Source organism: Nocardia sp. NPDC055002 (assembly GCF_053608825.1).
Genome location: NZ_JBSGWE010000001.1, coordinates 618,190 through 643,767, shown reverse-complemented (window position 1 = coordinate 643,767; position 25,578 = coordinate 618,190). Strand labels below are relative to the sequence as shown.

At 68.6% G+C, this 25,578-nt stretch carries 18 protein-coding genes; 15 read left to right on the top strand and 3 right to left on the bottom strand.

From position 1 onward, the window contains the following. Nucleotides 1-72 precede the first annotated feature (72 nt). The 3 genes from ACWF99_RS03065 (at nt 73) to ACWF99_RS03055 (ending at nt 2,896) form a co-directional block, all read left to right on the top strand. Nucleotides 73-1,401: a TerD family protein gene (locus ACWF99_RS03065; RefSeq protein WP_452534341.1), complete on the top strand. Its 1,329-nt coding sequence runs from the start codon at nt 73-75 to the stop codon at nt 1,399-1,401. A gap of 80 nt (nt 1,402-1,481) precedes the next feature. Next, nucleotides 1,482-2,024 (top strand): MOSC domain-containing protein, encoded by a 543-nt coding sequence (locus ACWF99_RS03060; protein ID WP_452534339.1) that lies wholly within the window; start codon nt 1,482-1,484, stop codon nt 2,022-2,024. Between the two features lie 116 nt (nt 2,025-2,140). Then, nucleotides 2,141-2,896, top strand: coding sequence for a MerR family transcriptional regulator (locus ACWF99_RS03055; protein WP_378629543.1), 756 nt, complete (start codon nt 2,141-2,143; stop codon nt 2,894-2,896). A 133-nt stretch (nt 2,897-3,029) separates the two neighbouring features. On the opposite strand, the gene ACWF99_RS03050 is transcribed toward ACWF99_RS03055, so the two are convergent. Continuing rightward, entirely contained in the window at nt 3,030-4,046 is a 1,017-nt protein-coding gene (locus ACWF99_RS03050; RefSeq protein ID WP_452534337.1) for a zinc-dependent alcohol dehydrogenase family protein, read from the bottom strand. A 422-nt stretch (nt 4,047-4,468) separates the two neighbouring features. Here ACWF99_RS03050 and ACWF99_RS03045 point away from each other — a divergent pair, with 422 nt between their 5' ends. From ACWF99_RS03045 to car, 8 genes are read left to right on the top strand one after another with little or no spacing between them, the layout of a single operon-like run. After that, a complete protein-coding gene (locus tag ACWF99_RS03045) occupies nt 4,469-5,440 on the top strand; it encodes an NAD-dependent epimerase/dehydratase family protein (RefSeq protein ID WP_378629538.1) in 972 nt (323 codons plus the stop codon). Between the two features lie 30 nt (nt 5,441-5,470). Further along, entirely contained in the window at nt 5,471-6,268 is a 798-nt protein-coding gene (locus ACWF99_RS03040) for a phytanoyl-CoA dioxygenase family protein (protein ID WP_452534335.1), read from the top strand. A 12-nt stretch (nt 6,269-6,280) separates the two neighbouring features. Next, nucleotides 6,281-6,820 carry a DUF6309 family protein gene (locus ACWF99_RS03035; RefSeq protein ID WP_378629534.1) on the top strand — a complete coding sequence of 180 codons (540 nt, stop codon included), beginning with the start codon at nt 6,281-6,283 and terminating at the stop codon, nt 6,818-6,820. Beyond that, nucleotides 6,817-10,965, top strand: a complete 4,149-nt coding sequence (locus ACWF99_RS03030) for an AMP-binding protein (RefSeq protein WP_452534334.1) — start codon at nt 6,817-6,819, stop codon at nt 10,963-10,965. The genes ACWF99_RS03035 and ACWF99_RS03030 overlap by 4 nt, the downstream gene beginning before the upstream one ends. Before the next feature lie 26 nt (nt 10,966-10,991). Further along, nucleotides 10,992-12,290 carry an aspartate aminotransferase family protein gene (locus ACWF99_RS03025; protein ID WP_452534332.1) on the top strand — a complete coding sequence of 433 codons (1,299 nt, stop codon included), beginning with the start codon at nt 10,992-10,994 and terminating at the stop codon, nt 12,288-12,290. After that, entirely contained in the window at nt 12,274-13,110 is an 837-nt protein-coding gene (locus tag ACWF99_RS03020) for a TauD/TfdA family dioxygenase (protein ID WP_378629527.1), read from the top strand. Before ACWF99_RS03025 ends, ACWF99_RS03020 begins: the two co-directional genes overlap by 17 nt. Beyond that, nucleotides 13,107-13,862 (top strand): SDR family oxidoreductase, encoded by a 756-nt coding sequence (locus ACWF99_RS03015; protein WP_378629525.1) that lies wholly within the window; start codon nt 13,107-13,109, stop codon nt 13,860-13,862. Before ACWF99_RS03020 ends, ACWF99_RS03015 begins: the two co-directional genes overlap by 4 nt. A gap of 4 nt (nt 13,863-13,866) precedes the next feature. Continuing rightward, a complete protein-coding gene (gene car, locus ACWF99_RS03010; protein WP_452534330.1) occupies nt 13,867-17,325 on the top strand; it encodes a carboxylic acid reductase in 3,459 nt (1,152 codons plus the stop codon). On the opposite strand, the gene ACWF99_RS03005 is transcribed toward car, so the two are convergent. Both ACWF99_RS03005 and ACWF99_RS03000 read right to left on the bottom strand, forming a co-directional pair. After that, complete coding sequence (locus ACWF99_RS03005) at nt 17,315-17,986, bottom strand: histidine phosphatase family protein (protein ID WP_452534329.1); 672 nt, start codon at nt 17,984-17,986, stop codon at nt 17,315-17,317. The two genes, car and ACWF99_RS03005, sit on opposite strands and share 11 nt — an antisense overlap. A 44-nt stretch (nt 17,987-18,030) precedes the next feature. Further along, nucleotides 18,031-18,909: a sulfurtransferase gene (locus ACWF99_RS03000; protein ID WP_452534327.1), complete on the bottom strand. Its 879-nt coding sequence runs from the start codon at nt 18,907-18,909 to the stop codon at nt 18,031-18,033. A 658-nt stretch (nt 18,910-19,567) separates the two neighbouring features. On the opposite strand from ACWF99_RS03000, the gene ACWF99_RS02995 reads away from it, so the two are divergent. From ACWF99_RS02995 to ACWF99_RS02980, 4 genes are all read left to right on the top strand, one after another. Next, complete coding sequence (locus tag ACWF99_RS02995) at nt 19,568-20,857, top strand: helix-turn-helix transcriptional regulator (RefSeq protein WP_452534325.1); 1,290 nt, start codon at nt 19,568-19,570, stop codon at nt 20,855-20,857. A gap of 285 nt (nt 20,858-21,142) precedes the next feature. Beyond that, the gene (locus ACWF99_RS02990) at nt 21,143-22,318 is read left to right on the top strand and encodes an acyl-CoA dehydrogenase family protein (protein WP_378658907.1); all 1,176 of its coding nucleotides are present in this window, start codon (nt 21,143-21,145) and stop codon (nt 22,316-22,318) included. Between the two features lie 29 nt (nt 22,319-22,347). Continuing rightward, on the top strand, nt 22,348-24,102 hold the full coding sequence (locus ACWF99_RS02985) for an acetyl/propionyl/methylcrotonyl-CoA carboxylase subunit alpha (protein ID WP_452534323.1): 1,755 nt from the start codon (nt 22,348-22,350) through the stop codon (nt 24,100-24,102). A gap of 20 nt (nt 24,103-24,122) precedes the next feature. Further along, nucleotides 24,123-25,577, top strand: coding sequence for an FAD-dependent monooxygenase (locus ACWF99_RS02980; protein WP_452534321.1), 1,455 nt, complete (start codon nt 24,123-24,125; stop codon nt 25,575-25,577). The last annotated feature ends 1 nt before the right edge of the window (nt 25,578 follow it).

Sequence of the window (25,578 nt, the reverse complement as noted above, 5' to 3'; positions counted from 1 at the left end):
CATCGAACGCAGACCCGATGGCAGGCTCGGCGGGTACCGTGGGGCTCAGCCGACCGGTGGAGGGCATAAATCATGAGTGGGAGTGCGGCAACGATGGTCGAGGTGTCCAAAGGGTCCAAGACCGATCTCGTCGACGGGCGGTACACGGTGCGCCTGGATCTCGACAGCCCGGCCGGGGCGGTGGACATCGCGGCGGTGCTGTTGACCGCCGACGGCAAGGTGCGTTCCGATGCCGACTTCGTGTTCTTCAACAATCCGGCAGCGTCGGGTGTTCGGTTGGAGTCCGATGCTGTTGTCGCGGTCGATCTTTCGGCATTGCCCGCCGAGATTCATCGGGTGGTGATCACGGGGAGTACGGAGGCGCAGGGGATCGAGTTCGGGGCGGTCGCCGGGTTGCGGGTCTCCGCTGTCGGTTCCAGTCAATCGGTGAGTTTCGTGCCGCCGGGTCTGGATTCGGAAACGGTGCTGCAAGCTGTGGCGCTGTATCGGCGGGGGAGTGGGTGGCGGCTCGACGCGATCGGTCAGGGATACAGCGCCGGGCTGGCGGCGTTCGCGACCGATCACGGCATCGTCGTCGACGCGGACGAAGAACCGGCCGATGTGTCCTCGCACGTGGCCGAAGTGCCTGCGCCCCAGAGTGTTACACTCCCGGCGCCCTCGGTCGATCTACGCAAAGTCGATGTCGTGCTGACCAAGGATTCGCCGGATCGCCGCGCCACGATCGACCTGCGCAAGGGCGATCCGGGCTACGTCCTGACCGTCGGCCTCGAGTGGGACGGCCGCGGTGCGAAATACGACGCGAACGGTCGTGTCACCGAGTTCGGTACGGGCGACCTGGACGTGTACTTCTTCTGCCGCAACGAGATCACCGGCGACTACGTGGTCCTCAGCGGCGAGAAGGGCCACCAGGGCGACATCACGCGGTGGCCGTTCATCCATCACCAGGGCGACACCCGCGGCCCCGGGGCCGACAACCTCCCCGCCACCGAACAGGTCACCGTCCGCCCCACCGAGAACGGCGATCTGCTCCTCAACGTCTACCAATCCGTGGACAACGGCGCGGGCGCCATCGACAAATTCGGCAACCCCCGCGTCCGCGTCCGCTACGGCCGTCCCGGCCCCGACGGCCTCCCCGACAAGGATGCCGACCAGATCACCGTCGTCATCGGCAACGGCAAGAGCTCCTTCTGGGCCACCGTCGCCCATATCGATGTGCGTGACGGCATCCTCACTGTCGACGGCACCATCCACTACAGCCGAGCCTTCAGCGAACGCATGCCCGTCCTCGACACCGACGGCACCTGGGTCCGCTCCGCCAAGAACGGCCCCGTAGGCCGCAGCAAGAAGGCCAACGGTCTCGGCTTGAGCCGCTACGAAGGCCAGTGCCCCACCCCTCGCTGAGGCGAAAACCACCGGATAGACGGCACTGTGCGGGGTTACGCTCGCCGTGACGTTTCGAACGACGAGGGGCACGAAACACGATGAGCGGCACAGTGATCGCGGTGAACAGCAACGGTGAGTACTCGTTCACCAAGCCGACCAGACCGAGCATTCGGCTCTTGACAGGACTCGGTGTGGAGGGCGATGTCCACGCCGGAACAACGGTCAAACACCGCTCTCGTGTCGCCCAGGACCCGACCCAGCCGAACCTGCGGCAGGTTCATCTCATGCACGAGGAGCTCTTCACCGAGGTCGCCGAACACGGATTCGCCGTATTCCCCGGCGATCTCGGTGAGAACATCACCACCAGCGGCCTGGATCTACTCGCACTTCCGGTGGGGGCGCTGCTGCGGATCGGTTCCGCCGCGGTCGTGGAGATCACCGGCCTGCGCAACCCGTGCGTCCAGATCGACAGGTTCCAAGACGGGCTGTTGAAGCAGCTCGTCCACCACGACGCGGCAGGCACCCTTGTGCGTAAGGCCGGAATCATGGGCGTGGTCGTCACCGGTGGCGAGGTCCGACCCGGCGACAGCATCGTCGCCGAACTTCCGCCGCAGCCGTGGAAGGCGCTGGATCGGGTCTAGCGATGTGGTGACCTCTGGATTCGGCGGGCGTATTCGGGCTTGCACCTGACGTAACGTCAGGTTCTACCGTCGGTGACACCGGCGCACAGTGCGCCGGTGGAAGTGGGATGAAGCGGATGGACCAGCGCGGAACCGAGCGTGTGTGGAAAGTCGGTGAGCTCGCGGCCGAGGCCGGATTGACGGTGCGGACGTTGCATCATTACGACCGGATCGGGCTGGTACACCCGGCGCAACGCTCCGGCACCGGCCACCGGCTCTACACCGCGAGCGATGTCGAGCGGCTGTATCAAGTGCTGGCCCTGCGTCAACTGGGCCTGGGGCTCGACCAGATCGCCGATCTGCTCGCGGGCTCCGTGGCGATGACGAAGGTACTGGCCGCTCACCGCGACTATCTTGCGGCGCAACTGGCCGCGACCCGGGATCTGCATGCCTTGGTCGCGGCACTGACCGCCACCGCGCAAAGCCGGTCGGACGCATCCACGGATCACTTCCTGGAATTGATCAGGAGGACCGTCATGGTCGACGACACCATCAAGCAATACTTCACCGAAGAGCAGTTGACCCAGCTCGCACTGCGCCGGGAACAACTCGGTGAACAGCGCATTCAGCAAGCCGAAGCGGACTGGGCCGTGCTGATCCCCCAGGTCGACGCGGCGATCGTGGCGGGCATGGACCCGACCTCACCCGAGGCGCAGGAGATGGCGGCTCGGTGGATGGGACTGCTGGAAGCGTTCCACGGTGGCGACGACGGTCTGCGCGACAGCATGTACCGGATGCAGGCCGAGGAGTCCGACCGGATCGAGAGCGAGTTCTGCGGACCCTCACCCGCGCAGATCGAGTTCATCACGACCGCGAACGCCGCACGCGAGTAGCGGATTCGGCAGGAGCCACGCTTCGAAATCGGGGCGCGAGCAACGGCAACCAGTGGGGCGCGGGAATGCTTCCCGCGCCCCGCGACAATATCGGTGGCCGAGGCCAAGGCAACGCAGCGCCGTTGCTCGGCATTCACGGTAGTAGCAGGGCTTTGACGGCTCGGCGTTCGTTCATCGCGCGGTAGCCCTCGGCGATCCGGTCCAAGGGGAGCGTGAGGTCGAAGACTCGGCCGGGGTCGATACGGTCGGTGCGGACGCGATCGATGAGATCGGGAAGGAACCGGCGCACGGGGGCCGCGCCGCCGCGCACCCCCACCGCGGATGCGAGGATCTCGGCGCTGTCGAGTTCGACATCATGGGGAATGCCGACGACGCCCAGATTCCCGCCCGCGCGGGTCGATCGGAGAGCCTGGGTCACCGATTCGCCGGTGCCGACGCATTCCATCACCGAGTCCGCGCCGATGCCGCCGGTGAGCTCCAGGACTACCGCGACGCCCTCCGTGCCACGCTCGGTGACGATATCGGTAGCACCGAACGCCAGTGCGAGCTTCTGTCGCGCGGGCTGCCTGCTCATCGCGATGATCCGTTCGGCGCCCAGTTCCCGGGCGGCGAGCACCGCGCACAGCCCGACCGCGCCGTCGCCGACCACTACGGTGGTCGCACCTGGGCGTACCTCGGCGGCGATGGCGGCGTACCAGCCGGTGCCCATCACATCGGAGAGGGCGAGCAGGCTGGGGAGGTGGCGGCGATCGGGGGTCTCGTCGAGCGCGACGAGGGTGCCCGCGGCGTTCGGGATACGGATGTATTCGGCCTGGCAGGTGCTCAGGAATGCGCGGTGCACACAGCGGGATTGGTAGCCGTGGCGACAGTTCGGGCAGGTGTTGTCGGAGGTGGCGAACGAGCCGACGACGAACTGGCCGGGCCGGAGCGTGCGCACCTCGGTACCGACCTCTTCGATGACACCGATGTATTCGTGGCCCATCGGTTGCGGTTCGTGGACGGCCTCGATGCCGCGGTAGACCCACAGGTCCGTGCCGCACACGCAGGTCGCGACGGTGCGGATGATCGCATCGGTCGGTGCCTCGATCCGGGGGTCGGGCAGCTGTTCGACGCGGACGTCGCCGGGAGCGTAAATGACGGTGCCGCGCATGAGATCGCTCCTGCCGTTGATCGACCGATTACCCACCTGTGCGTAATGCGATTGATTCGATCCAAACACAGTGTGGCGCAGAGCAAGACAGGAACGAGAGCTGCGTCGCTCATGTCCCGTTCGGCGCGCGCCCGCGCCCGGTGATCCCCTGATTCCGCAGCGCATCTGCTGGCCGGGTACCTCGTCGCCGGCACCCCCTCGACTGTGTCCGATACTCGACCCGGCGTCACATCACGACTCGCCCTGTGAACGCAATATTGAAACCTGTTGAGTTGCAACATCATTGGATAACAGCGTGTTACGGTGACTGGACCGTCGGGTTCGGCAGATGTTCCGAAATAGCGTGTAGGACAACATCGTTCACAACTCGAGCCATCCACTCGTGATGGTTCTCGACCACTTCTTCTCAGGGGGCCTGAGTGATGCGTGCGTTGGTGACCGGAGGAGCCGGATTTGTCGGTTCGCATGTGACGGATGCGCTCGTGGCACGCGGCGCCGAAGTGCTCGTGGTGGACGACCTCAGCCACGGCAATGTTCGAAATCTCGAGTCGGCGTTGCATCGCGGCGCGGACTTGGTCAGTGCGGATGTCCGATCGGCGGACACCGTTCGCGAGATCATGCAGCGGTTTCATCCGGATGTGGTGTTCCATCTCGCCGCGCAGGTCAGCGTCCATTATTCGATCGCGGATCCGGTGACTGACGCCGAGCAGAACGTGGTCGGTGTGGTCAGTGTGCTGGCCGCCGCAGCGGCCGCCGGGGTGCGGCGCGTGGTGTTGAGTTCGACCGGCGGTGCGATCTACGGCGAGTCCGCGCACTACCCGACACCCGAGGCGACCGCGCCCGATCCACCGTCGGCCTACGGTTTAGCGAAATGGGCGGGCGAACGATACGGGCGCTGGTTCGCCGACACCACGAATATCGATGTCGTGGCCCTGCGATACAGCAATGTCTACGGTCCGCGGCAATCCCTCGACGGTGATGCCGGTGTCGTGCTGCGTTTCTGCGCGGCCGCGCTGGAACGTCGTCCGCCGATCATCTACGGCGACGGAATGCAGACCCGGGATTTCGTCTACGTCGACGATGTGGTCGAAGCCAATATCGCTGCCGCGCAATGTGGTCAGCACAGTTTCGGTGAATACAACGTGGGCACCGGGGTCGAGATCACCGTCAACGGACTGGTCGACGCGATTCGCACCGCCGCGGGCCTGCAACCGACCGCGTGGCTGCCGCATTATGCCGCCGCTCGCGACGGTGAAGTGCGCCGCAGCTGCCTCGATGTCGCCCGCGCCCGCGCCGAGCGAATCCTCGAGGCGACCACCGCCCTGCCGAATGGCATCGAACGCACCCTGAATTGGCTGCGGGACGCGCAAGCGTCCCTGGTTCCCACCGTGTAACCGCTTGTTGTCGAAGGGAGGGGCGGGCTGATGCGGCCTGTTCTCGATGATGATCACACCGGAATTCTCGCGGCGAGACAATTCGCCGAATCGGGCTATCTGATCGTGCCGGGACTGATTCCGGACGAACTGTGCGCACGGCTGTTGCCGGAAGTGGACCACTGGGTGGACAAGGGATTACGTGCCCGGTCGATCGACAGCTGCCGCGATCCCGCGACCTATGGGATACCGCCGGTGATGGAACTGGAATTGCCCGCGCACGGGGAAATCCTGACGTATCGGCCGCTGATGGCGATCCTGTCCCAGCTGCTCGGACCCGACTTCGTCTACCACCATCTGCACAGTGACCGCCATGACGCGACGATCGCGGCGAAATCGTGGCATCACGACTATGAACCCAACGATCTGGCGGATTTTTCCCTGGCGATGGTGCACACGCTGCATTACCTCACCGGACTCGATGACACCATGGCCGCGCTGGTGATTCTGCCGGGGTCGCATCATCAGTCGCGCGAAAAGTCGGCGATGGCGCATGTCGGCACCGACCATCTCGATGGTGAGGTGGTGATCGATTCGCTACCACCGGGTTCGACGGTGCTCTTGCATTCGGCGTTACTGCACGCGCGACGACTGTCGACGACGGCATCGGAGCGGCATCGCTACTTCGTCGACGCGTCCTATTGCCAGACCGGCGCGGCGCGCTGGCGACCGGTGAAACCGTATTGGCGCCATATGTTGGCACGTGCGCGTGAGCTGGGCCTCGGCACCGGGCTTTCGCCGGAGTTGTTCGCCGACAAGCATTTCCGAGACGATATCGCACAAGGATAGGGGCGCCCGATCATGAGAATCGTCGGAGACAGCGATCTCGCCGAGGTATTGGCGATCTACCGGGATGAGCATTGCGCGCACGGGGCGGAAGAGGGTGTGCGGTTTCGCGAAGGGGAGGACAACCTTCGCCGGGGTGACGAATTGTCGGGCACCTGGACCCGGGTGCTGTTGTCGCGGGCTGATCTGGCCGCGGTGACCCTGCCCTGGCATCTGAGCGAGGGCGGCGACCGGGAACTGGTGCCGCGCACCGGGCTGACAGTCGAACAGGCGGCCGCACGGCTGCGCACCGAACGGGCCGATCTGGCTGCCGCCAACCCGGTGTGCACGGGGCTGATCACCGCCCTCACCGGAGCGCCGTTCACCACGGTGTTTCTCAGCGCCGCTCCGGCCGGGCACAGCGACTATGCCGATCTGCGGGCCGAGGAAGGACTGTTCCACCTCGACGGGCTGCACCGCATGATCGCGTGGGAACTCGCGGGCAGGCTTCCCGAGGGGGATCTGATCGACGGTGTCGTGGCCGGTGAGCTGCGCGGCGAAGGTGTGCGGCGATGAAGGCGGACACGCTGATCGACCTGTTGCGGCGTAACGCGCGCGAACACCCACAGCGACCCGCACTGGCCGACGCCGACCGTGTGTTCACCTATCGCGAGGTCGAGCGAATAGCCGAGGCGACCGCGGACCGACTGCGTGCGTCGGGGGTCGGCCGGGCCGATCGTGTCGCTGTTCTCGGCGAACGAGACGCCCGGCAATGCGCGCTGATGTTCGGGGTGTGGTGCCGCGGCGCGGTCGCGGTTCCGGTCGAATCCTCGTGGAGTGCGGGTCAATTGCGTCGCCGGCTCGGCGCTGTCGGGGCACGCTGTGCGGTGTCGGCGACGGTCTCCGACTACGGGTCGATCGTCATCGATCCGGTCGAGGCGATCGAGAGCGACGCACGGGACGGTGCGTGCCCTGTCGATGCCGGTGACCTCGCCTATCTCTCGTTCACGTCCGGGTCCTCGGGCGAGCCGAAGGCGGTCGCGGTCACGCACGGTAACGCGACCCACTATGCGCGGTCACTGTGCGAACGACTGGGTTTCGATGCGGGCAACGCGCCCTGCGTCGGGCATGTCACGACCTTGGCGGCCGATCTCGGCCACACGGCGTGGTTGCTCGCACTGGCCAGCGCCGGGTCGGTGCACGTTGTCGCCGATCGCGACACCCGCGACCCAGCGGCCTTCTGGCCCGCGGTACGCCGGGCGGGTATCTCGGTCCTGAAGACGACGCCGTCTCACCTGGGCGCGCTCGAACAGGACACGGACCGTGGGCCTTTGGACGCAGTGCTGCTCGGTGGCGAACCGCTCTCCCGTGCCTTCGCCGCGAGCTTGCTCACCCGCGGTATCGCGCACCGGGTGGTCAATCACTACGGTCCCACCGAGACGACCGTCGGCGCGACGTGCTTCGTGGCGACCACCGCGGACGAACTGCCCGAGGAGGAGATCGTTCCCATCGGAACGGCCATCGGCGCGACAACGACGCTGTGCTTGCTCGACGACGGGGGCGATCCGGTCCCCGACGGATCGGAGGGCGAGCTGTACATCGGCGGAAAGGGGGTCACCGCAGGATACTTCGGGTCGCCGGGTGACACCGCGAGAAAGTTCGTGCCGCGCGACGGTGACCGGGTCTACCGCACCGGTGACATCTGCCGGCGGCGCGCGGACGGAGCGCTCGTGTTCGTGCGCCGCGTCGACCGTCAGGTGAAGGTCCGTGGTTTCCGGGTCGATCCCGCCGAGGTCGAACGAGCCGCCGAGTGCGTGCCCGGCGTCGAGCGGGCAGCCGTCGTCGTCCAGCCGACGGCGACGGGCCATCGGCTCCGTGCGGCTGTTCGGCTGACACCGCGCACCGACGATGCGGCGACAGTGGCGGCACTGCGTGCCTACTTGCACGAGGTGCTGCCGGATTACGCGGTGCCACAGCCGATCTTCGTGCTGCCGGAGCTGCCGCTGGGGTCCACGGGCAAGCTGGATCGCCCCCGCGTCGGCGCGATGGTGACCGCACTGCTCGACTCCCGTGCGGGCGGTGCCGCCGGCGCGACTCGTCGAGGCGAGGACCCGGCAGGCGGCCTGGCGCACAGTATCGCCGCATTGTGGGCAGGTGCGCTGGGAGTGCCGTCGGTTGATCCCGAGGCCGACATCATCGACCTCGGTGGCGATTCGATTCTGGCCATGCGCACGATCGCCTACCTCTACCGGCGTGGTCAGCGCGTGACGTTCGACGACTTCTACCAGCATCCGACCCCGCGGCGGCTGGCGGCGGCCGCACGACCGATCGATGCCGGCGCGACGAGGGCCGCCGGGGGACAGCAGCAGCCCGGGCGCCGGCCCGGGCCTGCCCAGCGGTGGATGTTCGCACAGCCGGTCGGTGATCACCGGCAGTGGAATCAGTCGGTGGTGCTGCGCTGCGGTCACGCTGTCGACGCCGGTGTCCTGTCGCGCGCGGTGACCGATCTCGCCGAGCGACATGCTGTGCTGCGTACCGAGATCGGGCCGACCGGACCGGGTGCCTGTCGCGACGTCGACGAAATGGCGGCGGTCTCGTTCTCCCGGCTGCCGCGATCGGCCGCGCGGATCGCCGAGTTCGTCGAGGGCACCTGCACCGACCTGCACCTCGGCCTGGATCCGGCGGCGGGGCGGCTGCTGCGCGTGCACCTGTTCAGCGGCGGCGGCGATCACGACGATCGCCTCGCCATCGTCGTCCACCACCTTGCCGTCGACGGGTTCTCCTGGCACATCCTGCTCGACGATCTCGCTTACGCGTATCGAACGGCCTTGCACGGCAAGAAGTTCGACCTTCCCGGGACCGGTGACTACTACCGCTGGGCGGCTGATCGTGGCGCCTCCGTGGCCGCGCCGGTGCGGCGCCCGGCTCGCACGATCGGGCCCGCGCCACGACCGGCGAGCCTGGTGTGGACGTTGGACCGGACCGCGACGGCCGCGCTCGTTCACGAGTACGGCGGTGCGCAAGGCCTCGAGGCTCTGCTGCTGTCGGCATTCGCCGCGGCGGTGCGGCGCGGTGAGGAGCAGTCGCGGATCGCGGTCGAGGTGGAGACCCACGGTCGTGACGTCGGTGACGGCGGCGGCGAGTACCTCGATACGGTCGGCTGGTTCACCGCCGCCAAATGGATACTGCTGGAACGACGTTCACCGTCGGAGCCCACCCACTCCGCCGCGGAGATCGAGCATCTCCTCGCGGGCACGCCCGAGCAGCCGATGGACACCGTGGGCGCGCGCCCCGACATCGGGTTCAATTTTCTCGGCACGTTCGAATTGCCGGACAAGCAGACCCTGGATTGGTCGGTCGCGCCGGAACAGGCGGGTACCGCGCGCAATCCCCACTGCGACCTGCTCTATCGGCTCAAGCTCACCGCTCGCATCGTCGAGGGCCGCCTCGTCACCGACCTCGTGCACCCGGGGTCCCCGGACTCCGACGACCGGGCGCGCCAGATCATGACCCGTTTCGCCGCTGCCGTCGCCGAGTACGCGGGCACGGCGGCCGCCCCTGCCACGACATCGGCGCTGTCGACATCGGGGCAGGTCCTGCTCGCGGGCGCGCGCGCACCGCGGGCCGGGGTTCGGGTGGTCGAGGAAGCGCCGCGCGTGCTGGTGACCGGCGCGACGGGTTATCTGGGCGGGCACCTGCTCTCGGCGCTGCTCGCACGCAACGCGCAGGTGACGTGTCTGGTGCGCGGGGACCGCGACATCGAGGCCCGCCAGCGGCTGCGCCACGTGCGGGGTATCCGGGTGCTCGCCGGTGACATCACCCGGACGGACCTCGGGATGTCGGCCGATGCGACGCGCGCGGCGGGACGGGCGCAGGTGATCATCCACGCCGCCGCCGACACCCGACTGGTCGCCGCACCCGCCGAACTCGAACGAACCAACCACACCGCGGTGTCCGGGCTCCTCGCCTGGATCGACGCGCACGCACCCGACGCCCGGTTCCACCACCTGTCGACCCTCGGCGTCGCCGGCGGTGTCGAGGGCACCGCGCGACGATTCAGCGAAGCCGACCTGCGGATCGGTCAGTACTTCCGAACGCCCTACGAGCGGGCCAAATTCGGGGCAGAGCTGACAGTGCGACGGTGGGCGGCTCAGGGTCGGCAGTGCTATATCCATCGCAGCGGGCACATCGCGGCCGACAGCCGGACCGGCGCGTTCCAACGCAATATCGGGGACAACCGCGTGTACCAGATGATCCGCGGCTACCTGCTCGCCGGCGCCGCGCCACGTCGGCCCGCGGTGAGTTTCGGGTTCTCCCACGTCGACACCGTCGCCGCGGCGATCGCCACACTGGCAGGCCGACCCGCCTGCGCGCCCGGGGTCTATCACATCGAAACCCCGCACCTGGTGGCCCACGACGAGCTCGTGGCCTGGAGCGCCGCGGCGGGCTATCCGGTCGCGCTCACCGACGACACGGCGTTCACGGCAGCACTCGCCCGGGTCGAGGGGTCGCATTCGGCGGCGGTGCGGCAGGCCATGGCGTGGTCGCACCACGACGCGGACCGCAACGTGCGGATCGACAGTTCCTGGACCGTCGCCGCGCTCGACCGGCTCGGCATCCATTTCGCCGCGCCGACCCCGAGATGGTGGTCGACCGCGCTGGCGTGGGGGGCCGAGACCGGATACTTCCCGGCCGTCGCGACCGCCGACCGCACCGCCTGACCCACATCCCATCGATAGGAGGTCGAATGTCCGAGCTTTCCCCGGTTCTCGCCCAGGCCACTCCCGTCACCGCATGCCGCGGTGAGGGAATGTATCTGTTCGACGCGGCAGGCGAGCAGTATCTCGATTTCACCGCCGGTGTCGGGGTGACCAGCACCGGCCACTGCCATCCCCGCGTGGTGGAGGCCGCGCAACAGCAGGTCGCTCGCTTGATCCACGGCCAGTACACGACGGTCCTGCACGAGCCGCTGCTCGAACTGACCGCGCAGCTCGGCTCGGTGCTGCCGCCGGGTCTGGATTCGCTGTTCTACAGCAACTCCGGCAGTGAGGCGATCGAGGCCGCGGTACGCCTGGCCCGGCACGCCACGGGCAGACCCAACATCGTCGTCTTCGACGGGTCCTTCCACGGCCGCACGATGGGGGCGGCCGCCCTGACCACCGCCTCGACCCGCTACCGGGCCGGTATCGGGCCGCTGATGCCCGGTGTGGCGGTGGCGCCGTTCCCGGCGGCGTTCCGGCTCGGCCTGAGCGAGGAGGCCGCCGTCGACCACGCGCTGCGCGGTCTCGATCATGTCCTGGCCACCGTGACCGCACCCGCCGAGACCGCCGCGTTGCTCGTCGAACCCGTGCTCGGTGAGGGTGGTTATGTGCCCGCACCGCCGGGATTCCTTGCCGGACTGCGTGCACGGGCCGATCGCCACGGCATGCTGCTGATCCTCGACGAGGTGCAGACCGGGTTCGGCCGGACCGGGAAATTCTGGGCGCATCAGCACGAACCGGATGCGCGCGCCGACATCCTGGTCACCGCCAAGGGGTTGGCGAGCGGGTTCCCGCTCTCGGCCATCGCCGCGTCCACCGAGCTGATGCGCCGGGCCTGGCCGTCCTCGCAGGGCGGAACCTATGGCGGCAATGCGGTGGCCTGCGCGGCCGCCCTGGCGACCTTGGCGGTGATCCGGGACGAGAAGCTGGTCGAGAACGCCGCGGTCCAGGGCGAACGACTGCTCGCCGCGATTCGTGCCGACGCGCTGGCCGTCCCCGGTATCGCGGACGTCCGCGGGCTCGGTCTGATGATCGGCATCGAGTTCTGCACGCCCGAGGGCGCGCCGGATCCCGACACCGCCAAGCGCGCGCAGCAGGCCGCCGCGGCGCTGGGGCTGTTGCTGCTGACCTGTGGACCCTACGGAAATGTCGTCCGGATGATTCCGGCGCTGGTGGTGACGGGCGACCAGATCGACACCGCGGTCGCGCTGTGGTCGAAGGCCGTCGGCCTCGCGATCGGTGACGGCGCAGAAAGGAACGGGACCAACCATGTCGAACTCCGTTGAGATCAGCTGGGACGCAGCCGAGATCGCCCGCGACCCCGCGGTGTGGTCGCTGCGACTGCCCGGCGACGACCGCGACACCCTCGCCGCGACCGACGACGACGCGGGCAAGGTGCGGACCGCCGTGCACGCCTTCGTCGACGGCGCTATCGAACGGGTGGGGTTCGCCCACGTCGCCGATTTCGTCGATCCCGCCGCCTCGGAAGACGACATCACCCGCACGCTGCTGTTCGTGCTCGACGGGATCGGCGTGGTCGTTCCGCAGAACGGCGCGGGCGACCTGCGCCAGGTCCTGCGGGATCGCGAGGGAGACGGCGCCACCGCACTCGGATTCCACTGCGACACCTGCGATCTGCTGGTCCTGGTGTGTCTGCAACCGGCTGCGGACGGGCAGGGATTCACTCGGCTCGCCGGCGCCCGGCGGGTCAACGACATCCTGGAAGCCGAAGACCGCGAGACTCTTTCGCTGCTGCGTGGCGACTGGACCTACGACCGCACCGGGCGTGCCGGACCGCAGATCGTGGTGTCGCCCATTCTGTTCACCCAGCCCGACGGCAGCATCGGCTGCTACTACCAGACCCGAACCGTGCGTGCCTCGCTGAATGCGGACGACCCCGCCGACGCGCCCCGGCTCGCCGCGCTCGACGTACTCGACGAGGTGCTGCACCGCCCCGGCGTCGGCTTCGATCTGATGCTGGCTGCGGGCGATCTGCTGATCATCCGCAACAGCCGGGCACTGCACGGCCGGTCGCCCTACATCGACCAACCGGGACCGAAAGCGCGCCGCGTGCTGCGGCTGTGGGTGGACAAGGAGAACCGATGAGCACCGAAGATCGCATCGCCCTGGTCACCGGTGGGGGTAGTGGGCTGGGCCGCGCGGCGGCCCTCGCGCTGCTCGCGCAGGGCTGGTCGGTGGCGCTGACCGGCCGTCGCGAAACGTTGCTGAAGGAGACCGCCGACCTCGCGAACGTTCCCGCGAGCCGAGTCCTGGTGGCACCCGCCGACATCACCGATCCCGCCGCGGTCGCCGACCTGTTCACCGGAGTGCAGCGGCATTTCGGCCGCCTGGATCTGCTGTTCAACAACGCCGGGGCGGCGGTACCGCGCTGTCCCATCGAGGACATCCGCGTCGAGGACTGGAATCGCGCACTCGACACCCTCGTCACCGGGGCGTTCCTGTGCGCGCAGCAGGCCTTCCGTGTGATGCGCGCCCAGTCGCCCGGTGGTGGCCGGATCATCAATATGGGCGCGCCGTCCGCGCACGCGCCCAGACCCAATGCCATCGCCTACACGACGGCCAAACACGCGCTGCTCGGCTTGACCAGGGCGCTGTCACTGGACGGGCGCGCGCACGGAATCGCCTGCGGGCAAATAGATGTCGGCAATGTGACGCCGCCCGACGGCAGTGGGCAACCGGCGGCGCGGCAGGCCGACGGCACACTGGCGGTCGAACAGACCATCCCGGCCGAGCGGTTCACCGAGGCGCTGGTGCTGATGGCCTCGATGCCGCTGGACACGAATATCCAATTCCTCGGCGTCTTCCCGACGACGATGCCGTTCGTGGGCAGGGGCTGAGACCATGGGCAGTGCGGGCATTCCGCTGGAACGCCGGATCGAGATCCTGTGCGAGCGCGACGCGCAGGCCAGGGCCGCGCTGCGCGACCCAGAACTCTCGGCGAAGGTTCGACAACCCGCACTGCCGCTGGCTCATCTCGCCGAGACGGTGATGACCGGCTACGGTGATCGTCCCGCCGTCGGGCGGCGGGTCACCGAACTCGCTGTCGACCGTGAGACCGGCTGCCGGACCACACGATTGCTGCCACGATTCGGCACCGTCACCTATCGCGAGCTGTGGGATCGCGTCGGCGCGGTCGCGGCATCCTGGTGGGGCGGGGACTTCGGGCTGCGCCCCGGTGACTTCGTGGCGATCGTCGGGGTCACCGGTGGTGATTACGCGACCCTCGACCTCGCGTGTGTGCATCTGGGCGCGGTGGCAGTTCCGTTGCAGGCCAACGCATCCGGTGGCGAGCTGGCCGCGGTTCTGGCCGAGACCGTGCCGCGCGTCCTCGCGGTGGGAGTGGAGTTCCTCGACCGGGTAGTGGGAAGCGTTCCGGCACAGCGGGTTCCGCGGGCTCTGATCGTCTTCGATGTGAACCCCGGAGACGACGAGCACGCCCGCATTCTCGCCGACGCCCGACGCCGACTGCCCACCGTCGCCGTGCGCACACTCGACGAGATCGTCAGCGCGGGGCGGGCCGAGCCGCCCGCCCCGTTGTTCGGCGGCGACGCCGACTCGATGAGCCTGCTCATCTACACCTCGGGCAGCACCGGAACGCCCAAAGGCGCGATCTACACCCAGCGGCTGGTCGCCAGGATGTGGCTCAACGCCAGTCCGGTGCCCGCCCTCACCCTCGCGTATATGCCGATGAGCCATGTGGCGGCGCGGCTCTCGCTCTACGGCACACTCGGTCGTGGCGGCACCACCTATTGCACGGGGCGTCCCGATCGTTCGACTCTGCTCGACGACCTCGCGCTGGTACGTCCGACGGAGATCGCTTTCGCGCCGAGGGTCTGTGAACTGCTGCTGCACCGATTCCGCGACGACGTGGACCGGCGCCGAGCAGCGGGCGCGGACCCGGAGCCCGCGCGCGAGGCCGCCCTCGACACCCTGCGTCGCGAGGTGCTCGGCGGACGCGCGGTGTACGCCATCTTCGGCAGCGCCCCGATGGCCGCCGAGGCGAAACTGTTCGCCCAGGCCCTGCTCGGCTTCGACCTGCACGACGGGTACGGCGCCACCGAAGCCCTCGACATCCTGCTCGACCACCGCATCCAGCGTCCGCCGGTCTCCGGCTACAAGCTGCTCGACGTGCCCGAGCTCGGCTACTTCACCACCGACCGGCCGCATCCGCGCGGTGAACTGCTGGTGCGCACGTCCACCGCGATCCCGGGCTACTACCGTCAGCCCGAGCTGTCCGCGGCGATCTTCGACGCCGAGGGCTACTACCGCACCGGCGATGTCATGACCGAGATCGCACCCGACCACCTGGTGTATCTCGACCGGCGCAACAACGTGCTCAAGCTGTCCAACGGCGAGTTCGTGACAGTGGCCCGGCTGGAGGCCGTCTACGGGACGAGCCCGCTGATCCGGCAGATCTTCGTCTACGGCTCCAGCGAACGCGCCTACCTTCTCGCGGTGATCGTGCCGACCGACGAAGCCCTGGCCGCCGGGTCGCTGGAGTCGGCGCTCGCGGCGGCCCTGCGCGAGGTGGCGTCGGCGACGGGGCTCGCCGCCCACGAGATCCCGCGTGACTTCCTCGTCGAAACACAACCTTTCACCGCCGACAACGGTCTGCTGTCGGGTCTGGGCAAGCTCCTTCGCCCGAAGGTCCGGGAGCGCTACGAGGCGAGGTTGGAGCGGATCTATCGGGACCACGCCGACGACCGGGCGGCCGAACTGCGTGAACTGCGTGCGCGCGCGGCCCAGCTCCCGCTGCTCGAGGTGGTCGTGCGGGCTGCCAGGGCGGTCGTCGGCAGCGCCGAGAAGGATCTGCCCGTCGGGGCGAGTTTCACCGATCTGGGCGGTGATTCGCTGGCTGTCGTGACGTACTCGAGCCTGCTGAGCGAACTGCTCGACGTGGAGTTGCCCGCCGGGCTGCTCACCGGCCCGGGCACGGACTTCGCCGCGATCGCGGAATACGTTCGGCGACAACGACAGCCGGAGTCCGCGCGCCCGAGCTTCGCTGCCGTCCACGGGGACGACACTGTCCAGGTGCGTGCCGAGGATGTGACGCTGGAGGCGTTCCTCGACCCCGCGACGGTCGCGCGGGCCTGCGCGCTCCCTTCGGTCGCCGACGTCGCCCACACCGTCCTGCTGACCGGTGCGACCGGCTACATCGGGCGTTTCCTGTGTCTGGAATGGCTGCGCCGACTGGCCGATATCGGTGGCACGCTGATCTGCCTGGTGCGTGGTGCGGACCCGGCGGCGGCGCGATGCCGGCTCGACGACGCCTTCGACAGCGATGCCGATCTACGTGCGGAGTTCCGGGCGCTGGCGTCCCGGCATCTCGAGATCGTTGTCGGCGATATCGCGCAACCCGCTCTCGGCGTGCGCCGTTCGGCCTGGGAGCAGCTCGCTGCGCGGGTCGACCATGTCGTGCATGCCGCAGCCCACGTCAATCATGTTCTCCCGTACCGGCATCTGTTCGACGCGAATGTGGTGGGGACCGCCGAGATCATCCGGCTGGCGTTGACCACCCGCGTCAAGTCGGTCGACTTCCTGTCCACGATCGCGGTCGCCGACTCCTCGGCGCTCGACGAGGACGCCGACATCCGGGTCGCCGCACCCGGTCGCCGCATCGACGACAGCTACGCCAACGGCTACGAGGCAGGAAAGTGGGCGGGGGAGATACTGCTGCGCACGGCCCACGACCGCTGCGGACTCCCGGTGACGGTGTTCCGCTCGAACATGGCCCTGGCACACCGCCACTACGCCGGTCAGCTCAATGTCGCGGACACCTTCACCCGGCTGCTGGTGAGCCTGGGCGCCACCGGGGTCGCGCCGCGGTCGTTCGTGCGCGGTGGACCCGCACACGATCATTACGACGGGCTTCCGGTCGACTTCACTGCGGCGGCGATCACGGCGCTCGGGGGTGATCCCCGGCCGGATCACCGGATCTTCCATGTCGCCAATCCCCACGACGACGGCGTCTCACTGGACCGGCTGGTGGACTGGCTGATCGAGGCAGGGCTGCCCGTGCGGCGGATCGACAGCTACCCGGAGTGGCTCGCCCGGTTCGAAGCGGCACTGACCCGCCTACCCGAACCGCAACGCCGCCGCTCGGTGCTCCCGCTGTTGCAGGCCTATCGGCAACCCGCCGAGCCGCGAAGCGTACTGCCCACCAAGCGGTTTCAGGACGCGCTCCGCGCCGTCGACCTGGCCGTCCCGCACCTCGATCGCGCCCTCATCGGCAAGTATCTCGCCGACTTCCGGACGCTGAACCTGCTGGGGGAGAGCGACAGCGTCCGAGCTACGTCGTGATGTCGCCGAACGGTGGGACGTGGTGTCCCCACCGCGTACAGGTCCAGCCGAGGAACTGCGCTGCCGGACTGTAGCGCGGCGTCAGCTCGATCGTCTGGGTGAAGTCGAGGCGTGTGCTCGCGGCGAACGCTGTGGGCACACCGCCGATCGCGCCGGCCGCCAGCCGCATCGCCATACCGTGGCTGACCAGCACCACGTCGGTGCCCGCACCCGGCGTCAGGTACCGCGCGCGCAGGTCCTCGAGCACGGGCAGGAACCGGTCGAGCACGTCGTTGCCCGCTTCGCCGCCAGGAACCGCCAGGTCGAGTTCCCCACCGTGCCACCGTTGATAGGTCTGGTGGAATGCCTGGTGCGCGACATCGGTGCCGACCCCCTCGAAGTCGCCGGCCTGCACTTCGTGCACACCGTCCAGCACGGTCACCGGACCTCCGGTGAGCGACTCGATCTGCTCGGCGGTCTGGCGGGCCCGCAACGCCGCCGAGCAGAACAGTCGTGGCGAACCGGCGACGGCAGCTCCGAACCGTGCGGCCTGCGCCGTGCCGCGTTCGGTGAGAGGAGGTCCGGGAACACGAGTTTCGAGCCGCTTGCCGACATTGCCGTGCGACTCGCCATGGCGCACCATGACCAGCTTCCCCGTCGAACCCTGTCCACCGTTGTCCATGCCTCTATGTTCGGGCACGCGCGGTCTCGACCGGAGCTGTTGGATCAACCAGACTGCTCGCCGACGACCAGAGGCAGCGTGGGGTCGGCGGTCCACGCCGTCAGGGATCCGTCGTAGACGGAGACATCCTCGCGCCCGACGAGGGCCAACGCGTGGGCCACCCCCGTTGCCGCGACGCCTCCGCCGCAGTAGGTGACGGGCGTGATCGCTGGATCGAGCAGACCGGTGGCAGCGAACAAGGCCCGCAGTTGCTCGAGCGGGCGCAGTGCGCCGGTCGCCGGGTCGCGGATCTGGTCGACCGGGAGGTTGATGCTTCCAGGGATGTGGCCGGGTCGAGCGAAAACGTCTGTCTCACCGCGATAGGTCGCGGCGTCGAGAACGCCCACGAGCAGGAACTCGTCATCGGCTATCGCCGCCTCGACCTCGCTGGTGGATCGGATGAGGCCGGGCCGGCGGCGGGCGGTGAATGTGGCCGGTACGGGTGTCACCGGGGAGTTCGAAACCTCGGCGCCCGCCGCCCGCCATGCGGGAAGGCCGCCGTCGAGGACCGCGACGTCGTCGAAACCCTCCAGGCGCAAGTGCCACCACAATCGGGTGGCCCAGATTCCGTCGTGCTGGTCGTAGACCACGACGCGCACACCGTCGCCGATGCCGATCGCGCCGGCGGCCGCGGCGAAACGCTCCGATTCCGGTGCGGTGCACGGCTGATCGGACGCGGGATCGGCGAAGTCGGTGAGCAGGTCGGCGAACACGGCGCCCGGGACATGGGCTGCCGCGTACGCGGTGCGCCCCGACTCGAGGGTGAATGTTCCGTCGTCGAGCACGGTGAAATCGGTGCTCGCGTCCACGACCAGCAGGTCGGGCTCGCCCTGCTGGTCACGAAGCCACGAGACGGACACCGTGTGGGGGACGGTCTGCCCCATGGGGACCTCCGATTGCACTGGTGGGCACTGGATTCCGAATCTAGCGAGCACCGCCGGGCTCGCACCAGACCACCGATCTGCGTGAGCGAAACCAGTGTCCTCCCGGGCCACCGAGTTGAACTCGTGGATACAGTTTCCTGGTCTGCCGAGATGACATCGTTGAACTATCCCGTTACCGTTGAACATCGAGACTGTTCGATGAGACGAGGAGGCTACTCGCCCGGCTCCAGTCGCGCCGGGCTGTGGGCGAGCCCCGGTTCGAGGTCTGCGCCAGGCCTCTCGGTGGCATCCATCCCACTGCGCGTACGATTACCATCACATTCCGTGTTATGGCAATGCTCGATCGTGTTCGGGTAATAGCCTGTGCGAGTCGGTAATTCACGATGTGATCTGCAAGAGATAAGATCATCGCATTCATATGTTGAACATCACTCTGAATTGCGCTGTGTCGCTGGTACTTTGACAACCGGGGGGATTTTCGCGGCCTTCGACGGCGTGGTCGTGGAAGCTCGGCTCGCTGCACCAGGGAGACTTCATGACCGATCATCCTGTGTCCCGCTCGGAAGGTCTGTCGGCCCCGAGCGTAATGAATGTTATGTCGGAACGTCAGAAAGTGTTGTCGATCAGAACACCCCGAAACTCGGGGTGCGCCGAGCCGGTGAGATGTGGTCACGCGGAATCGACGTGGTGTGAACGCCGAGACTCCCGGCTCACCGACAAGGTCGACTATCTGTCCGGCGTCGGTCGCGCCGAGGCCCGCCGCCGTTTCGGCGATGCCGACACCCTGTGCGGCGGCGTACAGAACATGCTTTTCGTGCACTGCGGAGTTCTGGATCGGGAGACCATCGTCCGGCGATCGGAACTCGTGCTCGACGCCGAATCCGACGAGCCCGACCCGGGGTGTCTGTGGCTGGCTCTGCTGGCCCTGGTCTACGCGGACCGATGCGCCGAGGCCGCGGCGTACTGCACCCGGCTGCTGTCCGGCGGACGCGGCGAGATCTCGTTTCGCCTCTTCGAAGCGCTGACGCTCGTTCGCGCCAGGATCGACGCGCAGTGCGGTCGCCCCGCCGCGGCGATCGCGGCGATGGAACCGCTGCTGCGTCGCGGTGTGTCACCCGCGCTGCGCGGCATCGCGCTGGCCTGGCTCGTCGAGGCGCTGGTTCAGGTCGGCGACCTGAGCAGTGCCCGGTGTCTGTTCGAGGACCGGATGAGCGCGGTGGACGCGATGCCCGACCACGCGCACGTGCTCGCCGCCCGCGGTGCGCTGCATCGCGCCGAAGGCGACCTCGAGCGCAGCCTGGCGGACTACCTGGCCTGCGGAAAGGTGTTGACCGCGCTGAATGTGGCCAATCCGGCGATCGTTCCGTGGCGTTCCCGCGCCGCGCTGGTGGCGGCCGCGCTCGGCCGCTGCGACCTCGCGGCGGCACTGGCCGACGACGAGCTCGCCGCAGCCCGGCGCTGGGGCTCACCGGGGGCGGTGGGACGGGCCCTGCACGCGGTCGGCATGGCGCGGCGCGACAGTCGGTCGGTGGGCGCGCTCGAACGTGCCGTAGAGCTGCTCGAACTCGCTGAAGCACGTTATGAGCTGATGGGCGCACTCTGTGATCTGGGGCAGTTGCACGCGGTCGAGGGCGATGTAGAGCGATCGCGCAGGGCTGTCACGGCGGCCACCGAGCTCGCGGCAGCCGCCGGTAGCGGCCCCGTACTGCAGCGCGCGGGCTCGGTCCTCGGCGCATTGGACACCCAGCATCGAGAGACCGGCTTGACCAGGCAGGAGCGCAAGATCGCCGGCCTCGCGGTGCGTGGACTCAGCAACAAGGAAATCGCCGAGCAGTTGTTCCTGACGGTGCGTACCGTCGAGTTCCACCTGTCCAATGTGTACCGGAAACTCGGTATCGCGGGTCGGCGTCAACTGGCCGGGGTAATGAATGCGCAGGAGTGCGCGTGAGGTAGTTTCCGGTAGTCGAATTACTCGGACGGCAGTCGTGTTCCACGCGACTGCCGTCTTTTGTGCGTGTGCCATCGGTCCCGAACCCGTTGCCCTGGTGATGATCCTGTGGTTTCCCCGGGGAGAACCTACGGGTCGACCGTAGAGTCGTTCCGCAGCTCTTGAATCGTCGCCGAATTATGTGCGAGATTTTCGGTGATCGGTGAGCAGCGTTGTCGCCGAATAATTCTCGAACTTCTCCGATACCGCTTCGGTATTCACGATATTCGGCGAGAGGAATCGACCATGTCTACCAACCCGTCCCGTGAGGAACTCGTCGAGCGTGCCACGAAGCTGGCGCCGCTATTGCGTTCGCGGGCTCGCTGGATCGACGAGAACCGTCGCCTGCCCGACGATGTCATCGACGCGATCGAGGAATCCGAGCTGCTGAACATGCAGGTTCCCGCGCAGTACGGCGGCTACGAATCCAGCACCCGGGATTTCGTGGACGTGCTCGCCGAGGTCGCCCGCGGCAACACCTCGGTGGCGTTCTGCCTGTCGATCTACGCCTCGCTCACCTGGATGACGGCGCTGTGGCCCGATGCCGCGCTCGACGAGGTCTTCGCGACACCGAACGTGCGGATCTCGGGCACGACCGCACCCACCGGTACCGCGACGAAGGTCGACGGCGGGTGGGTACTGAACGGCACATGGCGCTTCAACAGCGGTGTGCTGCACGCACACTGGAAAGTCACCGTAGCGCTGCCCACCGAGCCCGGCGCCGCGCCGGTACCGATCTTCGCCCTGGTTCCGACCGCTGATCTGCGGATCGTCGACGACTGGTACACCTCCGGGCTGGAAGGCTCCGGCAGCGTCTCGACGGTGGCCGAGAACGTGTTCGTGCCCGAGCACCGGGTGATCACCGGCGAGGACTTCTACCAGAACCGGTCCAAGTCGGCAGTCAACGTGCTCAAGCCGCAGTACGCGGCGCCGGTGCTGGTGCCCGTCACCGCGATCCAGACCGGTCAGCTGGTCGGCGCGGCACGGGCGGCGCTGGCGGCGTTCGTCGAACGGCTGCCCGGTCGGCCCATCACCTACACCGACTACCCCAGCCAGCTCGACGCTCCGGTCACCCATCTGCAGGTCGGTGAGGCAGCCCTGCTGATCGAGGACGCCGAGACACGGGCGCGCGCGTTCGCCGACGTGATCGACGCGAAAGCCGCGGCGAACGAGGCATGGACCGAACAGGAACGGGTCTGGTCACGCGTGCAGATCGGCTGGGTGGCCCACCAGGCCAAGGCCGCGGTGGAGATCCTGGCACAGGCCAGTGGCGGCTCCTCGATCCAGCGCGACGTGCCGATCGCGCGCCTACAGCGCGACGTCCACGCGACCTCGCTGCACGCGATGATCACACCCAGCGTGAACATCGAGCTCTACGGCCGTTCGCTGGTCGGCCTGCCGCCCAACACCGTCTACCTGTGACCGTGACGAAGCGACAGGGAGCAGCGACCATGCGCAAGGTACTCATCGCCAATCGGGGCGAGATCGCGGTCCGCGTCGTGCGCGCGTGCCGCGACGAAGGATTGGCCGCGGTCGCGGTCTACGCCGAACCCGACCGGGACGCACCGCATGTGCGGCTCGCCGACGAGGCCTACGCGCTGGGCGGGGACACCCCGGCGACCAGCTACCTCGACGCCGCGAAACTGCTGCGCGCCGCGGCTGCCGCCGGAGCGGACGCGGTGCACCCCGGCTACGGATTCCTCTCCGAGGACGCCGATTTCGCGCAGGCCGTGCTCGATGCCGGTCTCATCTGGATCGGCCCGCCGCCCGCGGCGATCCGTGCGCTCGGTGACAAAGTGTCGGCCCGGCGGATCGCCGAGGCGGTCGGTGCTCCGCTGGTACCGGGCACACGGGATCCGATCGCCGGCGCGGCCGAAGCGGTCGCCTTCGCCGACCGGCACGGACTGCCGATCGCGATCAAAGCCGCTCACGGTGGCGGTGGTCGCGGGTTGCGGGTCGTGCGCGACCGCGCGGAGATCGCCGAACTGTTCGACGCCGCGGTGCGCGAGGCCACCGCCGCCTTCGGGCGTGGGGAGTGCTTCGTGGAGCGCTACCTCGAGCAGCCGCGCCATGTGGAAACTCAGTGCCTCGCTGATGCTTTCGGGCACGTCGTGGTGGTGTCGACCAGGGACTGCTCGTTGCAGCGCCGCCATCAGAAGCTGGTGGAGGAGGCGCCCGCGCCGTTCCTCACCGATACCCAACGCGACGAGCTGTATCGGGCCTCGAAGGCGATCCTGTCGCAGGCGGGGTACGTAGGCGCGGGCACCTGCGAATTCCTGATCGGGCGTGACGGGACGCTGTCGTTCCTCGAGGTGAACACCCGGCTACAGGTCGAACATCCCGTGAGCGAGGAAGTGACCGGCATCGACCTGGTGCGGGAGATGTTCCGGATTGCCCGGAGCGAACCTCTGGGCTACGACGACCCACCGGCGCGTGGACACTCCGTGGAGTTCCGTATCAACGCCGAGGACCCGGGGCGCGGCTTCCTGCCCGCGCCGGGCACGGTGACGAAGTTCGCCGCACCCTCGGGCCCTGGGGTGCGGGTCGACACCGGCGTGGAGCAGGGATCGGTGATCGGCCCGGCCTGGGACTCGTTGCTGGCCAAGGTGATCGTCACCGGCGCCGACCGTGATCAAGCGCTGGCACGGTCGCGCCGGGTGCTCGCCGAGCTCACCGTGGACGGCGTCGCGACGACGCTGCCGTTCCACCGCGCGGTGCTCGACGACCCCGCCTTCACCGGCGCGCCGTTCACCGTGCACACCCGCTGGATCGAGACCGGCTTCGACAACCGCATCGCCGCGCAGGACGTCGCGGGAGAGGCGGCGCCCGAACCTCAGCGGGAGACGGTGGTCGTGGAGATCAGCGGCCGGCGACTCGAAGTGTCGCTGCCCGCGCCCGACCGCGTCGGTACCGCTCTCGTGGCGCCGCGCCGAAGTAGCCGCGCCGGGCACGGTGGGCGCGGCGGGGCAACCTCTGACGCGCTGGTAGCGCCGATGCAGGGAACTGTCGTGAAAATCGCTGTGGCAGAAGGGCAATGGGTCGATTCCGGTGACCTCGTCGCCGTCATCGAGGCCATGAAGATGGAACAGCCGCTCACCGCGCACCGTGCGGGCGTCGTGCGCGAACTGACCGCCACCGTCGGCACGACGGTGAGCTCCGGCACCACGCTGTGCCGACTCGACGACTCCGGAAGTCATGCGGCATGAACGGAATTCAGGAGGTAACCATGGACGCTGCTGTCATCGTGGCAGGCGCGGGACCGACCGGGCTGACACTGGCCGGGGAACTGCGGCTGGCGGGCGTCGACGTGATCGTCGTCGACCGGCTGCCCGCCCGCACCGGGGAATCGCGCGGCATCGGGTTGACCCTGCGCACCACCGAAGTGCTCGACCAGCGCGGACTGCTCGGCCGCTTCGGCGCGGTGGAGACCGGTTCGGCGGGGCATTTCGGCGGGATTCCGCTCGACCTCACGGTCCTCGGCGCACCGCTGCACGCGCCACGCGTCGTGCCCCAGTCGACGACCGAAGCGGTGTTGGAGGGATGGGCACGTGAGCTGGGCGCTGACATCCGGCGCGGACACGAAGTCGTCGGGCTCGACAGCGACGCCGACGGCGTCACCGTGCACTTCGCGGAGCACGCACCCTTGCGTGCCGGCTATCTCGTCGGCGCCGACGGCGGCCGCAGCGTGGTGCGCAAGGCCGCCGGGTTCGACTTCCCCGGCACCCCGGCCACCACCGAACTGCTGCTCGCCGATGTCCGCGGGGTGGAGATCGCGCCGCGCATGATCGGCCAGCAGGTATCCGGCGGCATGGTGATGAGCGCCCCGCTGCCCGGCGGCGCCTACCGGATCATCGTCGGCGAACGCGGCGCCGCACCCCGGCGTCGCACCGGCCCACCGGATTTCGCCGAGGTCGCCGACGTGTGGAAGCGGCTGACCGATGTCGACATCTCGCACGCGGAACCGGTCTGGGTGAGCGCCTTCGGTGACGCCGCGCGTCTGGTCACCGAGTACCGGCGGGGGCGGGTGCTGCTCGCGGGCGACGCGGCGCACGTGCACCTGCCCGCGGGCGGGCAGGGCATGAACACCGGCATCCAGGACGCGGTGAACCTCGGCTGGAAACTCGCCGCGGTGAGCCGCGGCAGGGCACCGGCCACCCTGCTCGACACCTACCACGGGGAACGTCACCCGGTCGGACAGCGGTTGCTGGCCAACACCAAGGCGCAGAGCCTGTTCATCCTCGGCGGCGAGGAGGTCGGGCCACTGCGTGAGGTGCTGCGCGAACTCGTCGCCTACCCGGAGGTGGAACGGCACCTCGCGGCCAGGGTCACCGGACTCGACATCCGCTACGACGTGGGCGGCGGGTCCCATCCGCTGCTGGGTGCGCGGCTGCCACGGCGCAGGCTCATGCGCGGCGCGCACGCCACCGACACCGCCGCCCTGCTGCGGCCGGGCCGTGGCGTTCTGCTCGACCTCACCGACAACCCGGCGCTGCGCCACCGAGCCCAGCCGTGGACCGACCGCATCGACGTGGTCACCGCGACCGCCACCGAACCCATCGACGCCGACGCGCGCACCACCGCGCTGCTGGTGCGGCCCGACGGCCATGTGGCCTGGGCCGCCCCCGGCACGCACGACGACCTGCCGACCGCCCTGGACCGCTGGTTCGGGCCGGCCCGATGAA

Excerpts from the sequence above, each read along its gene's own strand:
- ACWF99_RS03045 (WP_378629538.1), top strand. The coding sequence starts at position 4,469 with ATGCGTGCGTTGGTGACCGGAGGAGCCGGATTTGTCGGTTCGCATGTG.
- ACWF99_RS03035 (WP_378629534.1), top strand. The coding sequence starts at position 6,281 with ATGAGAATCGTCGGAGACAGCGATCTCGCCGAGGTATTGGCGATCTAC.
- car (WP_452534330.1), top strand. The coding sequence starts at position 13,867 with ATGGGCAGTGCGGGCATTCCGCTGGAACGCCGGATCGAGATCCTGTGC.
- ACWF99_RS03065 (WP_452534341.1), top strand. The coding sequence starts at position 73 with ATGAGTGGGAGTGCGGCAACGATGGTCGAGGTGTCCAAAGGGTCCAAG.
- ACWF99_RS03055 (WP_378629543.1), top strand. The coding sequence starts at position 2,141 with ATGGACCAGCGCGGAACCGAGCGTGTGTGGAAAGTCGGTGAGCTCGCG.
- ACWF99_RS03015 (WP_378629525.1), top strand. The coding sequence starts at position 13,107 with ATGAGCACCGAAGATCGCATCGCCCTGGTCACCGGTGGGGGTAGTGGG.
- ACWF99_RS03025 (WP_452534332.1), top strand. The coding sequence starts at position 10,992 with ATGTCCGAGCTTTCCCCGGTTCTCGCCCAGGCCACTCCCGTCACCGCA.
- ACWF99_RS03000 (WP_452534327.1), bottom strand. The coding sequence starts at position 18,909 with ATGGGGCAGACCGTCCCCCACACGGTGTCCGTCTCGTGGCTTCGTGAC.
- ACWF99_RS03030 (WP_452534334.1), top strand. The coding sequence starts at position 6,817 with ATGAAGGCGGACACGCTGATCGACCTGTTGCGGCGTAACGCGCGCGAA.
- ACWF99_RS03020 (WP_378629527.1), top strand. The coding sequence starts at position 12,274 with ATGTCGAACTCCGTTGAGATCAGCTGGGACGCAGCCGAGATCGCCCGC.
- ACWF99_RS03040 (WP_452534335.1), top strand. The coding sequence starts at position 5,471 with ATGCGGCCTGTTCTCGATGATGATCACACCGGAATTCTCGCGGCGAGA.
- ACWF99_RS03060 (WP_452534339.1), top strand. The coding sequence starts at position 1,482 with ATGAGCGGCACAGTGATCGCGGTGAACAGCAACGGTGAGTACTCGTTC.
- ACWF99_RS02985 (WP_452534323.1), top strand. The coding sequence starts at position 22,348 with ATGCGCAAGGTACTCATCGCCAATCGGGGCGAGATCGCGGTCCGCGTC.
- ACWF99_RS03005 (WP_452534329.1), bottom strand. The coding sequence starts at position 17,986 with ATGGACAACGGTGGACAGGGTTCGACGGGGAAGCTGGTCATGGTGCGC.
- ACWF99_RS03050 (WP_452534337.1), bottom strand. The coding sequence starts at position 4,046 with ATGCGCGGCACCGTCATTTACGCTCCCGGCGACGTCCGCGTCGAACAG.
- ACWF99_RS02980 (WP_452534321.1), top strand. The coding sequence starts at position 24,123 with ATGGACGCTGCTGTCATCGTGGCAGGCGCGGGACCGACCGGGCTGACA.
- ACWF99_RS02990 (WP_378658907.1), top strand. The coding sequence starts at position 21,143 with ATGTCTACCAACCCGTCCCGTGAGGAACTCGTCGAGCGTGCCACGAAG.